Annotated in this window: 7 protein-coding genes and 2 pseudogenes; 8 read left to right on the forward strand and 1 reads right to left on the reverse strand. The window is 66.9% G+C overall.

Features of this window, described 5'->3' with window-relative positions; genetic code table 11:
• Positions 1–346: 346 nt before the first annotated feature.
• From rpoB to tuf, 6 genes and pseudogenes are all read left to right on the forward strand, one after another.
• A complete protein-coding gene (rpoB, locus tag TA90_RS10150; protein WP_043536157.1) occupies positions 347–3,826 on the forward strand; it encodes a DNA-directed RNA polymerase subunit beta in 3,480 nt (1,159 codons plus the stop codon).
• Positions 3,827–3,979: 153 nt separating this feature from the next.
• Complete coding sequence (locus TA90_RS10155) at positions 3,980–7,879, forward strand: DNA-directed RNA polymerase subunit beta' (protein WP_043536159.1); 3,900 nt, start codon at positions 3,980–3,982, stop codon at positions 7,877–7,879.
• 1,428 nt (positions 7,880–9,307) lie between these two features.
• Positions 9,308–9,680, forward strand: a pseudogene (gene rpsL / locus TA90_RS10160) (30S ribosomal protein S12).
• A complete protein-coding gene (gene rpsG, locus TA90_RS10165) occupies positions 9,680–10,150 on the forward strand; it encodes a 30S ribosomal protein S7 (protein ID WP_043536162.1) in 471 nt (156 codons plus the stop codon). The pseudogene rpsL and the gene rpsG overlap by 1 nt, the downstream one beginning before the upstream one ends.
• Before the next feature lie 143 nt (positions 10,151–10,293).
• Positions 10,294–12,417 carry an elongation factor G gene (gene fusA / locus TA90_RS10170; protein ID WP_043536164.1) on the forward strand — a complete coding sequence of 708 codons (2,124 nt, stop codon included), beginning with the start codon at positions 10,294–10,296 and terminating at the stop codon, positions 12,415–12,417.
• Between the two features lie 219 nt (positions 12,418–12,636).
• Positions 12,637–13,827, forward strand: coding sequence for an elongation factor Tu (gene tuf, locus TA90_RS10175; protein WP_043536165.1), 1,191 nt, complete (start codon positions 12,637–12,639; stop codon positions 13,825–13,827).
• Between the two features lie 177 nt (positions 13,828–14,004).
• On the opposite strand, the gene TA90_RS10180 is transcribed toward tuf, so the two are convergent.
• Complete coding sequence (locus TA90_RS10180) at positions 14,005–14,442, reverse strand: hypothetical protein (RefSeq protein WP_043536167.1); 438 nt, start codon at positions 14,440–14,442, stop codon at positions 14,005–14,007.
• 368 nt (positions 14,443–14,810) lie between these two features.
• On the opposite strand from TA90_RS10180, the pseudogene TA90_RS13935 reads away from it, so the two are divergent.
• Positions 14,811–14,954: pseudogene (locus TA90_RS13935) on the forward strand (EF-Tu C-terminal domain-related protein); the annotation flags it as partial.
• Positions 14,955–15,551: 597 nt separating this feature from the next.
• Positions 15,552–16,960: hypothetical protein (locus tag TA90_RS10185; protein ID WP_197067886.1), on the forward strand; the 1,409-nt coding region annotated here is incomplete at its 3' end.

A 16,960-nucleotide genomic window follows, 5' to 3' on the forward strand; every position in this document is an offset into this window, starting at 1 on the left:
CCCCCGAGGTCCGCTCACTTCGGGCCCCGAGGTCCGTCCACTTCGGGCCCCGAGGTCCGTCCTCGTCGCCCCGGGGTCGCAGAGGTCCGGAGTGTCGCAGCCCGATGGGTCACGCCTCGGGCCATGCTGTGGGTGTGCTCCGGCAGGGCGGGGTGAATCGGGACACAAACGCCGCCAGCCCTTGCTGTGGGCTGCTCGCGCCCATATCATGACTATTTGCGCCTGATTGTGCCCGAGGTGACCTGTACCGCCACGCCGAAACCGGCGCTGAGCGTGGGCGGACAGTGTCAGATAGGGGCCGCAGGCGGACGAGCGCGCATGTTCGATCCACTGGGAAGGACCCCCTTTGGCTGCCAGTAGCTCCACAGCACACCAGCCCAAGTCCCGCATCTCTTTCGCGAAGCTCCGTGAGCCCCTCCAGGCTCCCAACCTGCTCGGTCTCCAGACCGAGAGCTTCGACTGGCTGCTGGGCAACGACGCATGGAAGGCCCGCGTCGAGAACGCGAAGTCGTCTGGGCGTTTCGACGTCCCAGACACCTCCGGACTGGAGGAGATCTTCGAGGAGATCTCCCCCATCGAGGATGTCGCACAGACCATGTCCCTGTCGTTCCGCGACCACCGCCTCGAGAAGCCGAAGTACACGGTGGAGGAGGCCAAGGCCAAGGACTACACCTACTCGGCCCCCATGTACGTGACCGCCGAGTACATGAACTACGAGACCGGCGAGATCAAGTCCCAGACCGTCTTCATGGGGGACTTCCCCCTGATGACGCGTCGTGGCACCTTCATCATCAACGGCACCGAGCGCGTCGTCGTCTCCCAGCTGGTCCGTTCCCCGGGCGTCTACTTCGACCGCACCTCGGACCGCACCTCCGACAAGGAGGTCTTCGGCTGCAAGGTCATCCCCTCGCGCGGGGCCTGGCTGGAGTTCGAGATCGACAAGCGTGACGCCGTGGGCGTGCGCATCGACCGCAAGCGCAAGCAGCCCGTCACGCACTTCCTCAAGGCGATCGGCATGACCGACTCGCAGATCCGTGAGGAGTTCGCCGACTACCCCGTCCTGCTGGAGACCCTGGAGAAGGACACCGTCCAGACCCAGGAGGAGGCGCTGAAGGACATCTACCGCAAGATCCGCCCGGGCGAGCCGCCCTCGGTGGAGGCCGGCCAGGCACTGCTCAACAACTTCTACTTCGATCCCAAGCGTTACGACCTGGCCAAGGTCGGGCGCTACAAGATCAACAAGAAGCTGGGGCTGGAGGCCGATCCCAAGGCCTCGACGCTGTCCGAGCAGGACATCGTCGCCACCATCAAGTACCTCCTGGCCCTGCACAAGGGGGACACCACGTTCCCCGGCATGCGTGGCGGGGAGCCCGTCGAGCTGCGCGTCGAGCCCGATGACATCGACCACTTCGGCAACCGGCGCATCCGCGCCGTGGGCGAGCTCATCCAGGCCCAGGTCCGCACGGGCCTGGCCCGCATGGAGCGCACCGTGCGCGAGCGCATGACCACCCAGGAGGCCGAGTCGATCACGCCGCAGAGCCTGATCAACATCCGCCCCGTCGTGGCCGCGATCAAGGAGTTCTTCGGGACCTCCCAGCTCTCGCAGTTCATGGACCAGAACAACCCCCTGTCGGGCCTCACCCACAAGCGCCGCCTCTCGGCGCTGGGCCCCGGCGGCCTGTCCCGCGACCGCGCGGGCATGGAGGTCCGTGACGTCCACCCCTCGCACTACGGGCGCATGTGCCCCATCGAGACCCCTGAAGGCCCGAACATCGGTCTGATCGGCTCGCTGGCGACCTTCGCTCGGATCAACCCCTTCGGGTTCATCGAGACCCCCTACCGCATCGTGCGCGACGGCAAGGTCACCGACGAGGTCCACTACCTCACCGCGGACGACGAGATCGGGCACTTCATCGCCCAGGCCTCCTCCCCGCTCAACCCCGACGGCACCTTCGCCCAGGAGCAGGTCCTGTGCCGTGTCGCCGGTGAGGACCCCACCGAGATCGCCCGCGGGCGCGTCGACTACATGGACGTCTCCGCACGTCAGATGGTGTCCGTCGCCACCGCGTTCATCCCCTTCCTGGAGCACGACGACGCGAACCGCGCCCTCATGGGCGCCAACATGCAGCGCCAGGCCGTCCCGCTCCTCACCACCGAGGCCCCGCTCGTGGGCACCGGCATGGAGCGCCGCGCCGCCCAGGACTCCGGTGAGATGGTGCTCGCCGAGCACCCCGGTGTCGTCACCGAGGTCTCCGCGGACCTCATCGTCGTCACCACCGACGAGGGCGGGCGTGACACCTACCGCCTGGAGAAGTTCGAGCGTTCCAACCCGGGCAACTGCACGAACCAGCGGGTCATCGTCGACGAGGGCGACCGCGTCGAGACCGGGTCCGTCCTCGCGGACGGCCCCGCGACCGCCAACGGTGAGGTGGCCCTGGGCAAGAACCTGCTCGTGGCCTACATGTCCTGGGAGGGCCTCAACTACGAGGACGCGATCATCCTGTCGCGCCGCGTCGTCGAGGACGACGTCCTCACCTCGATCCACATCGAGGAGTACGAGGTCGACGCCCGCGAGACGAAGCTCGGCGAGGAGGAGATCACCCGCGACATCCCCAACGTGTCCGAGGAGTCCCTGGCCGACCTCGACGAGCGCGGCATCATCCGCATCGGCGCCGAGGTCCAGGCGGGCGACGTGCTCGTCGGCAAGGTGACGCCGAAGGGCGAGACCGAGCTGACCTCCGAGGAGCGCCTGCTGCGCGCCATCTTCGGTGAGAAGGCCCGCGAGGTGCGTGACACCTCCCTGCGTGTGCCCCACGGCGAGGAGGGCATCGTGATCGGGGTGCGGGAGTTCAACGACGAGGAGGACGATCTCAACCCCGGCGTCCGCCAGACCGTGCGTGTCTACGTCGCCCAGCGACGCAAGATCACCGTCGGCGACAAGATGGCCGGCCGCCACGGGAACAAGGGCGTCGTCTCGAAGATCCTGCCCCAGGAGGACATGCCGTTCCTCGCGGACGGGACCCCCGTGGACATCATCCTCAACCCGCTCGGTGTCCCCGGCCGCATGAACGTCGGCCAGGTGCTCGAGTACCACCTCGGGTGGCTCGCCCACCAGGGCTGGGACGCCTCCGCCCCCCGCAAGGCGGGCGAGGACTGGGCCGAGGCCCTGCCCGAGGAGGGTGTCGTGGTGGACCCGGAGACCCTGGTCGCCACCCCCGTCTTCGACGGCATGGACGCCGAGGAACTGGCCGGGCTGCTGCGCAACATCAACCCGAACCGTGACGGTGACCGCCTCACGGACGACACGGGCAAGGCGCGGCTGTTCGACGGGCGCTCCGGTGAGCCGTTCCCGTACCCGATCGCCGTCGGGTACGCGTACATGCTCAAGCTGCACCACCTGGTCGACGACAAGATCCACGCCCGTTCCACGGGCCCCTACTCGATGATCACGCAGCAGCCCCTGGGCGGTAAGGCCCAGTTCGGCGGCCAGCGCTTCGGCGAGATGGAGGTCTGGGCACTGGAGGCCTACGGCGCGGCCTACGCGCTGCAGGAGCTGCTGACGATCAAGTCCGACGACACGACGGGACGCGTCAAGGTCTACGAGGCGATCGTCAAGGGCGAGGACATCCCCGAGCCCGGGATCCCCGAGTCCTTCCGCGTGCTGATCCAGGAGATGCGCTCGCTGTGCCTGAACGTCGAGGCCCTCGACGCGGCCGGCAACGCCATCGACCTGCGTGACAACGACGAGGAGTTCGACGCCCGCGAGGACCTGGGCATCACCCTCGACGCCCGTCCGAACGCGGCCTCCACCATCGACGCCCTCTGAGTCGGTTCCGCGAGGGACCACCGGAGTCGCCCTCGTCCCCCAGGGGGACGGACGTGACCCGGCGGTCCCCGCGGGGAACCCGCCCCGCTCCAGCGGCGGCGCGGGCAGACCTCAATCGCTGGAACCGGTGTTACTACATCAAGGAGTCCAACCTTGCTCGACGCCAAGACGTTCGACAGCCTCCAGATCACCCTCGCGACGACCGATGACATCGCCGGGTGGTCCTGGGGCGAGGTGAAGAAGCCCGAGACCATCAACTACCGCACGCTCAAGCCCGAGCGCGACGGCCTGTTCGGTGAGCAGATCTTCGGGCCCACACGCGACTGGGAGTGCGCGTGCGGCAAGTACAAGCGTGTCCGCTACAAGGGCATCGTCTGCGAGAAGTGCGGCGTGGAGGTCACCCGCTCCAAGGTGCGCCGTGAGCGCATGGGGCACATCGACCTCGCCGCCCCCGTCACCCACATCTGGTACTTCAAGGGCGTGCCCTCGCGCCTGGGGTACCTGCTGAACCTGGCCCCGAAGGACCTGGAGAAGGTCATCTACTTCGCGGCCTACATGATCACCGAGGTCGACGAGAAGGGTCGCGCCGAGGACCTGGCCGACCTGCGCGGCGAGCTCGAGGTGGACAAGGGCCACCTGGAGAACCAGCGCGACACCGCCATCAACGAGCGCGCCGAGCGCCTCGAGCAGACGCTCGCCCAGATGGAGGCCGACGGCGCCAAGGCGTCCGAGCGCGAGAAGGAGCGCAAGGCCGGCGAGCGCGAGATGGGCCAGATCCGTCGTCGCTTCGACCAGGACATCGACGGCCTGGAGGCCGTGTGGGAGCGTTTCAAGGGCCTCAAGGTCGGTGACCTCGAGGGCGACGAGCGCCTCTACCGCCACATGGTCCTGCGCTACGGGACGTACTTCAAGGGCGACATGGGGGCCGCGGCCATCCAGAAGCGCCTGCAGACCTTCGACCTGGAGGCCGAGGTCGTCTCCCTGCGCGAGACCATCGCCACGGGCACCGGCCAGCGCAAGACCAGGGCACTGAAGCGCCTCAAGGTCGTCAACGCCTTCATCCAGACCGGCAACAAGCCGGAGTCCATGGTGCTGACCAACATCCCGGTCATCCCCCCGGACCTGCGCCCCATGGTGCAGCTGGACGGCGGCCGCTTCGCGACCTCCGACCTCAACGACCTCTACCGTCGCGTCATCAACCGCAACACGCGACTCAAGAGGCTGCTGGAGCTGGGCGCCCCGGAGATCATCGTCAACAACGAGAAGCGCATGCTCCAGGAGTCCGTGGACGCGCTCTTCGACAACGGTCGACGAGGGCGGCCCGTGGCCGGCCCCGGCAACCGCCCCCTCAAGTCGATCTCCGACATGCTCAAGGGCAAGCAGGGGCGTTTCCGCCAGAACCTGCTGGGCAAGCGCGTGGACTACTCCGGTCGTTCCGTGATCGTCGTCGGGCCCCAGCTGAAGATGCACCAGTGCGGCCTGCCCAAGCAGATGGCGCTGGAGCTGTTCAAGCCCTTCGTCATGAAGCGTCTGGTCGAGAAGAACTTCGCCCAGAACGTCAAGGCCGCCAAGCGCAAGGTCGAGCGCCAGCGCCCCGAGGTCTGGGACGTCCTGGACGAGGTCATCCGCGAGCACCCCGTGCTGCTCAACCGCGCCCCGACCCTGCACCGCCTGGGCATCCAGGCCTTCGAGCCGCAGCTCATCGAGGGCAAGGCCATCCAGCTGCACCCGCTGGCCTGTGGCGCCTTCAACGCCGACTTCGACGGCGACCAGATGGCGGTCCACCTGCCCCTGGGCGCCGAGGCGCAGGCCGAGTCGCGCATCCTGATGCTGTCCACCAACAACATCCTCAAGCCCTCAGACGGCCGCCCCGTCGCCATGCCCACCCAGGACATGGTCATCGGGCTGTTCCACCTCACCTCCGAGCCCGACGCGTCACTGCCCGTCGAGCACGACGAGGCGGGCAACGTGGTCGTCCCGGCCTATTCCACGGTGGCCGAGGCCCGCATGGCCTTCGACGCCGGGGACCTGGACCTCAACGCCAAGGCTCGGATCCGCTTCACCGACATCGTGCCGCCGGAGGGCTGGGAGGCCCCCGAGGGTTGGGAGCAGGGTGACGACATCATCCTGGAGACGTCCCTCGGACGCGCCATCTTCAACGAGGCGCTGCCGGTCGACTACCCCTACGTCAACGAGGTCGTCGGCAAGAAGCAGCTGGGCAACATCGTCAACACGCTGACCGATCTCTACCCCAACGTGTTGGTCGCGGAGTCCCTGGACGCCCTCAAGGCGGCCGGCTTCTACTGGTCGACGTGGTCGGGCATCACGATCGCGTTCTCCGACATCCAGGCCGCCCCGAACAAGAAGGCGATCCTGGCGGAGTACGAGGAGCAGGCCAACAAGGTCCAGGACTCCTACGACATCGGCCTGATCTCCGACGACGACCGCTACAAGGAACTCGTCGACCTGTGGATGGAGTGCACCCAGAAGGTCGCCGAGGACATGCGCGCCAACTTCGATGCCCGCAACACCGTCTACCGGATGGTGAACTCGGGGGCCCGAGGCAACTGGAGCCAGATCCAGCAGATCGCCGGCATGCGTGGCCTGGTGTCGGACCCGAAGCAGAAGCTCATCGAGTCCCCCATCAAGGCCAACTACCGCGAGGGCCTGACGGTCCTGGAGTACTTCATCGCCACCCACGGCGCCCGCAAGGGCCTGGCGGACACGGCACTGCGTACCGCGGAGTCCGGCTACCTGACCCGTCGTCTGGTGGACGTCTCCCAGGACGTCATCGTCCGCGAGGAGGACTGCGGCACCCGCTCCGGCGTGCGCATCCCGATCGCCGAGAAGGACGCCGACGGCAATTGGGTGGCCCTGGAGTCGGTGGAGACCACCGCCTACGCCCGGACCCTGGCCCGCGACGCGGTGGGGGAGGACGGATCCGTCGTCCTGCCCGCCGGTGCGGCACTCGGTGACCCCGAGCTCGCCCAGCTGGCCGCGGCCGGCGTGGAGGAGATCGTGGCCCGCTCGGTGCTCACCTGCGAGTCCGCGGTGGGGACCTGCGCCATGTGCTACGGCCGGTCGCTGGCCACCAACAAGACGGTGGACATCGGCGAGGCCGTCGGCATCATCGCCGCCCAGTCCATCGGTGAGCCCGGCACGCAGCTGACGATGCGTACCTTCCACACCGGTGGTGCGGCGTCGGCCGCCGACATCACCCAGGGTCTGCCCCGTGTCCAGGAGCTGTTCGAGGCGCGCACCCCGAAGTCCGAGGCGAAGATGAACGAGGCCGCCGGCCGCGTCCACATCGACGACGAGGACCCCTCCGTGCGGCGCATCGTCATCACCCGTGACGACGGCAAGGAGGACCTGGTCGTCGAGGTCTCCCGTCGCCAGGAGCTCGAGGTCGAGGAGGGCCAGCACATCGAGGCCGGCACCGCCCTGACCAAGGGTCGTCTGGACCCCAAGGAGGTCCTGCGCATCCGTGGTCGCAACGCGGCCCAGAAGCAGCTGGTCGACGAGGTGCAGGAGGTCTACCGCTCCCAGGGCGTGGACATCCACTCCAAGCACATCGAGGTCATCGTGCGCCAGATGCTGCGCAAGGTCACCATCCTGGAGCCCGGGGACACCACGTTCATGCCGGGCGAGCTGGTGGACCGCATGGCCTACCTGGGGCAGAACCGCAAGGTCGCTGCCGAGGGCGGGCAGCCGGCGTCCGGGCGTCAGATGCTCATGGGCATCACCAAGGCGTCCCTGGCGACGGACTCGTGGCTGTCGGCGGCCTCCTTCCAGGAGACCACCAAGGTCCTGACCGAGGCCGCGATGAACGGCAAGAAGGACCCGCTGGTCGGGCTCAAGGAGAACGTCATCCTGGGCAAGCTGATCCCCGCGGGCACCGGACTGCCGCGCTACAACCGCGTCCACGTCGAGCCCACCGCCGAGGCGCTGGCCAACTCGAACTACTCCGAGGCCGACTTCCAGGACGGGCAGGTGTCCGAGGACTTCCTGCACTCCTTGGAGAACATCGACTTCGGGATGCCGTTCCAGGAGTGACCGTGAGGCGCCCCGGGCCGGGTCACCGGCCCGGGGCGCCTGGTCGCCGGTGTACGGCGCGGGGTCGCCGGCCCGGGGCGTCTGTTCGCCTGGTCGCGGGCCCGGACCACCGGGTCGCAGTGAACGTCTGAGTACTGATTCGCCCGAGGGGGTGGGCAGCCGAGAGGCTGTCCACCCCCTCACTCCTTGTCCGCCGACGACCAGCCGTCGTCGGTGGCGTCCACCGGTCGTCGGTGTCCTCCTCTGCAGGGCGCTGCACTCCTGGTCCGGCCGCGCGTGACCGTGCGCCGGCTGCCGTGCGTTGCCCCCCGGTGCGGGCGTCTTCCGACGCCATCAGTCAGCTTGCTCCCGCAGCCAGATGCCCACACCGGAGGTGGACTTCACGGCTCTCACGGGCCCGAATCCGGTCTGGATCCGCGTTGAGATCAACCCTGGATGTCCCCGGGAGCACTGGCGGTTGACTTCACCGGCCCTGCCGGGCCGTGGAGGGGGCGACCCGGCGTTGAGGTCAACCCTGGATGTCCCCGGGAGCACTGGCGGTTGACTTCACCGGCCCTGCCGGGCCGTGGAGGGGGCGACCCGGCGCTGGGGCCACCAACCGATGCAGTCCGCCGGGCCGCACCCGCCACGGGGGAGGGGGCGCCGTCCGGGTCCCGACGGGCACGACCGCCGGAGGACCCTGACGAATCCCCTCGGTCGCGCATATCCTTGGGACTGACCACTCTAGGGAGGACACCATGTTCAAGAAGCTCGTGAAGTTGACGTTCTGGGTCGGCCTGCTGGCCTTCGCCGGTCTCATCGCGGTCCAGTTCGATGGTCCGCGCAAGGTGGCCAAGGACCTGGGCCTTCCGCTCTGACCGGAACCGCCGTCACCCGGGCCCGGTCGGAGCAGCACGACCGTCCCGGACCATCGCAGTGCCCGTCGCACCTCCGGTGCGACGGGCACCCGCGCGTCCAGGGGCCGCCCGAGTGCGCCCGACCTCACCTTTCCCCGCGTTGACGCCCCAAACGCCGCGCCACTAGACTGTTCTGCGGTACCCGAGGCTTTCGGGTCCACTGAACGTCCCCACCGAACCCCGATCCCCGAGGTCCTGACGCCTGCGCCAGCTGATCTCCCGGGAGCGACAGGTCCACCGGGGGCGCGCGGGCTCCCTCCGTCGGAGCTCCGGGCGTCATTCTCTGACTCCGCAGCCAGCAGCATGCGTGCACGGCTCGCCCTCGGGCGTGCCGGCAGGATGCCGGGCCGGCCCAGCAGTCATCATGGCGCACCGGCCCCTGACGGACGGTGCTGTCCGCGGTCAGGGGATCCGGGCATCGGCTGACTGAACATCAGGGCAGGGCCGTCGCACCACGCATCGTGCAGCACGAGCGACCAGCACCACCGGCCCCACCACCACAGCAGTATCAGAGAACAGAACTGGAGACCCAGTGCCTACCATCAATCAGCTGGTCCGCAAGGGACGCAGCTCGAAGCGCGCGAAGGCGAAGACCCCGCGCTGAAGGGCTCGCCCCAGCGCCGTGGCGTGTGCACCCGCGTGTACACCACACGCCGAAGAAGCCGAACTCGGCCCTGCGGAAGGTCGCACGTGTGCGCCTCTCCTCCGGCATCGAGGTCACGGCCTACATCCCCGGTGAGGGCCACAACCTCCAGGAGCACTCGATCGTCCTGGTCCGCGGCGGCCGTGTGAAGGACCTCCCCGGCGTCCGTTACCGCATCGTGCGCGGCTCGCTGGACACCCAGGGTGTCCGCAACCGCCAGCAGGCCCGTTCCCGCTACGGCGCGAAGAAGGAGAAGAAGTAATGCCTCGTAAGGGCCCAGCTCCCAAGCGCCCGCTCGTCGACGACCCGGTCTACGGATCCAAGGTCGTCACCCAGCTGGTGAACCGCGTCCTCCTGGACGGCAAGAAGACCGTCGCCGAGCGCATCGTCTACGGCGCACTCGAGACGGTCCGCGAGAAGACGGACCAGGATCCGGTGGTCGTGCTCAAGCGCGCCCTGGAGAACATCCGTCCCGCCCTCGAGGTCCGCTCCCGCCGCGTCGGCGGCGCGACCTACCAGGTCCCCGTCGAGGTGCGCCCCGCGCGCCAGACCACGCTGGCCCTGCGCTGGCTCACCGACTTCTCCCGGCAGCGCCGCGAGAAGACGATGACGGAGCGTCTCGCCAACGAGATCATGGACGCCTCCAATGGCCTCGGCGCCGCTGTCAAGCGTCGCGAGGACATGCACAAGATGGCAGAGTCGAACCGCGCGTTCGCCCACTACCGCTGGTGAGCCTTCCCCTTCACGAGGGCGCCGCCGCCTGAGCCCATGTCGCCCCGCGTGAGCGGGGTGCAGCGGGACCGACAGGCAGGGGCCGCCCTCGTGGGGGAGCCCACACCACATCCACGCAACTTCAAGCGTTAGGACACAACTCCGTGGCACACGAGGTGTTGACCGACCTGAGGAAGGTCCGCAACATCGGCATCATGGCCCACATCGATGCCGGCAAGACGACCGTGACGGAACGCATCCTGTTCTACACGGGCATCAACTACAAGATCGGCGAGACCCACGACGGCGCCTCGACGACCGACTGGATGGAGCAGGAGAAGGAGCGCGGGATCACCATCACCTCCGCGGCCGTCACCTGCTTCTGGAAGAACAACCAGATCAACATCATCGACACCCCCGGCCACGTGGACTTCACGGTCGAGGTCGAGCGCTCCCTGCGTGTGCTCGACGGCGCCGTCGCAGTCTTCGACGGCAAGGAGGGCGTGGAGCCCCAGTCCGAGACCGTGTGGCGCCAGGCCGACAAGTACGAGGTCCCCCGCATCTGCTTCATCAACAAGATGGACAAGCTGGGCGCCGACTTCTACTTCTCGGTGCAGACGATCAAGGACCGCCTCAAGGCGACCCCCATCGTCATGCAGCTGCCGATCGGTGCGGAGAACGACTTCGAGGGCAACATCGACCTGCTCTCCATGAAGTCGCTGCACTACCCCGTCAAGGACGCCCAGGGCAACCCGACCCTCGGTGCCATCGTCGAGGAGGGGGAGATCCCCGCCGACCTGATGGACCGCGCCATCGAGTACCGCGAGGCGCTCATGGAGGCGGCGGCCGAGGGCAGCGAGGAGCTGACCGACGCCTACCTCGAGAACGGTGAGCTCTCCGTCGAGCAGATCAAGGAGGGCGTGCGCGCCCTGACGATCGCCGGCAAGGCGTTCCCCGTCTACTGCGGCACCGCGCTGAAGAACATGGGCGTCCAGCCCGTGCTGGATGCGGTCATCGACTTCCTGCCCTCGCCCCTCGACGTCCCCGACGTCACCGGCTTCAAGCCCGGCCACGAGGACGAGGGCGAGACCGAGTCCCGCAAGCCCAGTGAGAACGAGCCCTTCGCGGCCCTGGCCTTCAAGATCGCCGCCCACCCGTTCTTCGGGAAGCTGACGTTCATCCGGGTCTACTCGGGCAAGCTGGACGCGGGCTCCGCGGTCCTCAACTCCACCAAGGGCAAGAAGGAGCGCATCGGGAAGATCTTCCAGATGCACTCCAACAAGGAGAACCCCGTCGAGGAGGCCCACGCGGGCCACATCTACGCGGTGATCGGCCTGAAGGACACCACGACCGGTGACACGCTGTGCGCGGTGGACAAGCCGATCGTCCTGGAGTCGATGACCTTCCCCAAGCCCGTCATCCACGTCGCCGTCGAGCCCAAGTCGAAGGCCGACCAGGAGAAGATGGGCGTCGCCATCCAGAAGCTGGCGGAGGAGGACCCGACCTTCACCGTCGAGCTCGACCCGGAGACCGGCCAGACCGTCATCGGCGGCATGGGCGAGCTCCACCTCGACATCATCGTCGACCGCATGCGTCGCGAGTACAAGGTCGAGGCCAACGTCGGCAAGCCGATGGTCGCCTACCGCGAGACGATCCGGAAGACGGTCGACAAGTTCGAGTACACGCACAAGAAGCAGACCGGCGGTTCCGGCCAGTTCGCGCGCGTGATCATCGCGCTCGAGCCGCTCCCGGCCGACTCCGAGGTGGACTACGAGTTCGTGGACAAGGTGACCGGTGGCCGCGTGCCGCGCGAGTACATCCCCTCCGTGGACCACGGCATCAAGGACGCCATGCAGTCCGGCGTGCTCGCCGGCTACCCCATGGTCGACATCCGTGCGACCCTGCTCGACGGTGCCTACCACGAGGTCGACTCCTCCGAGATGGCCTTCAAGATCGCCGGGTCCATGGCGTTCCGCGAGGCTGCCAAGAAGGCCAAGCCGGTCCTGCTGGAGCCCATCATGGAGGTCGAGGTGCGTACGCCCGAGGAGTACATGGGCGACGTCATCGGCGATCTCAACTCCCGTCGCGGCTCGATCCAGTCCATGGACGAGCAGCACGGCGTGCGCGTCGTCCAGGCGCACGTCCCGCTGTCGGAGATGTTCGGCTACGTCGGCGACCTGCGGTCCAAGACCCAGGGTCGTGCGGTGTACTCGATGCAGTTCGACAGCTACGCCGAGGTCCCCCGGAACGTCGCCGAGGAGATCATCGGGAAGTCTCGGGGCGAGTGAGTCCCACGGGGTCGGATCGACCCCGGTCCGGGAGGGGCGTCGCGGAGACGCCGAGCCCCTCCCGGACCCCCGGCGTGGCGGTGACGGGAGTCGCCGCCACGCCGGGGAGATCCGCCCGACACCAATAGAAAACCCTGTAGGATCTCCTGTCCCGTCGGTGTTACAGTGACACCGAGCCGAAGGCTGAGAGAACATCTACCCGAGTCCAGGAGGACACCAGTGGCGAAGGCCAAGTTCGAGCGCACCAAGCCGCACGTCAACGTCGGCACGATCGGTCACGTTGACCACGGCAAGACCACGCTCACCGCAGCGATCACCAAGGTGCTGCACGACAAGTACCCGGACCTGAACGACTTCACGCCGTTCGACCAGGTCGACAACGCCCCGGAGGAGCGCGATCGTGGCATCACGATCAACGTCTCCCACGTCGAGTACCAGACCGAGAAGCGTCACTACGCACACGTCGACGCCCCCGGCCACGCCGACTACATCAAGAACATGATCACCGGTGCCGCCCAGATGGACGGCGCGATCCTGGTGGTCGCCGCCACCGACGGCCCCATGGCCCAGACCCGCGAGCACGTCCTGCTCGCCCGTCAGGTCGGCGTGCCCACGATCCTGGTCGCCCTCAACAAGGCGGACATGGTCGATGACGAGGAGATGCTGGAGCTCGTCGAGGAGGAGTGCCGCGACCTGCTCAACTCGCAGGGCTTCGACGGTGACAACGCCCCGATCATCCGCGTCTCCGCGCTGAAGGCCCTCGAGGGCGACCCCGAGTGGACCAAGCAGATCGAGGTCCTCATGGACGCCGTGGATGACTACATCCCGACGCCCGAGCGCGACATGGACAAGCCGTTCCTCATGCCCGTCGAGGACGTCTTCACCATCACCGGCCGCGGCACCGTCGTGACCGGCCGTGTGGAGCGCGGCAAGCTGCCGATCAACTCCGAGGTCGAGATCCTGGGCATCCGCCCGACGCAGAAGACCACGGTCACCGGCATCGAGATGTTCCACAAGTCCATGGACGAGGCGTGGGCCGGCGAGAACTGTGGCCTGCTCCTGCGTGGCACCAAGCGCGACGAGGTCGAGCGCGGTCAGGTCGTGGCCAAGCCCGGCTCCATCACGCCCCACACGAAGTTCAAGGGTCAGGTCTACATCCTGAAGAAGGACGAGGGCGGCCGCCACAAGCCGTTCTTCACCAACTACCGCCCGCAGTTCTACTTCCGCACCACGGACGTGACCGGCGTCATCCAGCTGCCCGAGGGCACCGACATGGTCATGCCCGGTGACACCACCGAGATCGACGTCGAGCTGATCCACCCCATCGCGATGGAGCCCGGCCTGGGCTTCGCCATCCGCGAGGGCGGCCACACCGTCGGTTCAGGCCGTGTGACCGAGATCGACGCCTGAGCTGCCTCAGCGTCACAGGAACGAGGGGTTGTCGGAACACCCGGGCGACTGGGTGAACTGACAGGTCTGATCGGTCCCACAGGGGTCTGCCCCCTCCAGCGAGAGCTGGAGGGGGCAGACCCCTTTCTCGTGTGCGTCAGAGCGGAGGACTGTTCCTCTGTCCTCAGTCCTCAGTGCTCAGTCCTCGGGGTCGGGGACGTCCAGTTTGGGATGGGTGAGCACCCGCACGAGCTTCGCGAGCGCCACGGCGATCCCAGCGGTCAGCAGTGCGGAGACGACGACGGCCACGGTGAGCGTCCACGGCCAGTGGTGGTAGTGGGAGAAGACCTTCCCGAAGGTGACCCCGGTGACGATCACCAGACCGAGGAAGAACGTCAGGTAGAAGACGAAGGTGGAGGGGGTGGCGCTCGCGAGTTTCGTCCAGCGGAGCTCGGCTCCGGTGCCGACGAAGCGTCCTTGGGTTGAGAGGCCGGCGGCAGCGACGACATGGGCCTCGATGATGCGTACTGAGCGCCAGTGGGCCTGGAGCTGCCCGAGTTGGATGACGAGGAAGACTCCCAGCCCCCAGGCGGGCAGTGCCAGGTGGGGGACGGTGAGGGAACTGATGTCCTCCATGGAGCTGAGGAATCCACCCAGGACACCGATGTAGGTGAGAGCAGGGCGACGGTGGTCGTGAGGATTGAGGTGCTGATGGAGTTCATGGAGAGGCCTTCGGCCTCGTAGAGGATGCCCAGGGCCTGGATGCGCAGCGCGGGATCCTCGATGTCCTGGGGTGGTGGCGAGGAACTCCAGGGCATCCGCCGCCTGCGATTGCCCGCGGATCCTGATGGTCGGGGTCAGGCCACGCGGGGACGAGGCAGGGTTTGTGCTGGGGCTCCGATGGATGTCCATTCGCGTCCCCTCAGCATTGCCGCCTGCGGCGGGGCAGTGCGCATTCGGCAGGGTAAGCAGATCTTCTCACGAATAGGGATCCCGGGTCGCCCTCGGACATGGTGGTGCCCGGTGACACCACTGAGATCGACGTGGAGCTGGTCCACTCCATCGCGATGGAGCCCGGTCTGGGCTTTGCCATTCGCGAGGGCGGTCACACGGTTCGGTCAGGTCGTGTGACCGAGATCGACGCCTGAGTCGTCGAGTGCCACGGGTGATCGGTGTCTGTTCGACCCGGGAGTCCGTCCCCTCTCCATGTGCTCGCGGCCGAGAGGCGCGTGCTCATGAGTGCTGTCCACCGAGAGTGGATGTGCATTCAGAAGAATATTCATCCAGAGCCGTGCTGCGGGAATCGCGATCGCCGTCCGCCGCAGTACCGCTACTGAGTGAATGCTCGTGCAGATGGCGGTGCGACGTAAGATGCCGAGTCTCAAAATGTGACTGGATGGAATAAATTCATCAGAGATAGCAACCAGGACAACCATGCATAGTTATGCGAAATTTCGAAAGACTTTGAGCAGAGATCGCTGAAAACAATTGGTGATCGACAGGTGAGGTGAACGTGGTTGTCATCAGGGGGTTGATCTAAGACTTGCCGGCTGGTAGGTTCAGCGCAGATCTCATCCGTGGGGCGAGTGCGGTGGCGGCTGTATGCGACTGCTCCGCCCCAGAGCAGAGGAGCTGTGAACCAGATGAGCACTCAGCAACACGGGCGGACCATAGGAGGTCCAGCCCATGCAGCGTCGATGAGACGCTCAAGCAACAGACTCACGAGGTGGCTGTCGCTCGCTGGCGTGGTGGGGCTGGCGGCCACGACGTGGACGGGCGTCGCGGTGGCTTCAGGTGATGACGGAAGCTCCGCGCCCGCGCCGTCGAATGCTGCGGAACAGGTCGTTGTCGCGTCCGACGAGATGCAGTCAGCGGGCGACTCTGCTGCGAAGGTGCCGGGTGAGAAGACGGCTCCCAGCCCGACGCGCACGGAGCCCTCGCCCACGGGCACTTCGGTAACCACAGGGGGTGGGTCCACCGAGACGACTCCGGAGCTCGGAGCAGCGGCGCAGACTGCAACCTCCAGCGCAGCGGGGGCACAGGACGTCCAGATCGCCCCTCTCGCAGCAGCCGCGCCGTTGCAGTGCACTGCCGGGTATGTCTATTCGATCAGCAGTGCCGGTCAACTGCGACAGATTGCCCCCGGCGGCTCCCTGACGGAGGTGGGAAACACTCCCGCGACAGGTTCCGACTTCAACGGATTGGGAATTGGGCCCTCGGGTTCGACGGCGTTCGCCTACCTGCGTCAGACCAGCGACAACGAGCTCGAGACCGCGCGAATCTTCACCTACAACGTCGCCACCGGCGCATGGACGGACACCGGGGACTCCTACGACACGAACTTGGGGAACGCGCTGGTGGCAGGTGCCGTCGACCTTCACTCAGGGATCTACTACTTCGGCGGCTTCACTTCCGATGGTGGCCAATTCAAGATCTGGCAGTATAACGCCGGTGCCAATCCTCGGTTCACTCAGAAGGGCTACATCGCGACCGGTTCGACGAGTTCGAACCAGAACGGTGACATGGCCTTTGACGCGAATGGGAACCTCTTCGTGGTCAGGGGTTCAGGAACGTCGACAACGGTGTACAGCGTGTCGGCTGCCAGCTTCGCGGCAGCATCTGGGAATCAACAGATCCAAGCATCACCATCGACCACCGTGACGACGATGAGCTCCGTCAACGGAGTGGCCTTCGACTCGAGTGGGCGAGCATTCCTCGGTGCGTCTTCGGAACTGCGATCCTATGCGATGCCCTCATGGACCGGCGCGCAGTCCGTGACCAGCAACCTGAGCAGCAGCACAGATCTGGCCTCGTGCTCCTCTCCTGCAACGATCACTGTTCAGAAGGTCGTCGCGGGTCGTGTGAACACGACTGATCAGTTCACGCTCACGCTCAAGGACGGCTCCCAGACTCTCGGGACGGCAACGACAGCAGGGACGGCGATGGGCCTGCAACAGCAGATCGTCGGGCCCCAGCCCACTGAGCGTGGCAAAGTGCTGACCTTCTCCGAGTCGGCGGCTGGTGGTGCCAACCTCAACGCCTACTCGACGACGTACCAGTGCACCGTCGATGGCCAATCGATCGCGGGGGCAAGTGGCACCGGAGCTTCGGGTTCAGTGACGATTCCAGTTTCAGGATCGGAGATCGTGTGCCA

Source organism: Actinomyces polynesiensis (assembly GCF_000820725.1).
Classification (GTDB): Bacteria; Actinomycetota; Actinomycetes; order Actinomycetales; family Actinomycetaceae; genus Pauljensenia; species Pauljensenia polynesiensis.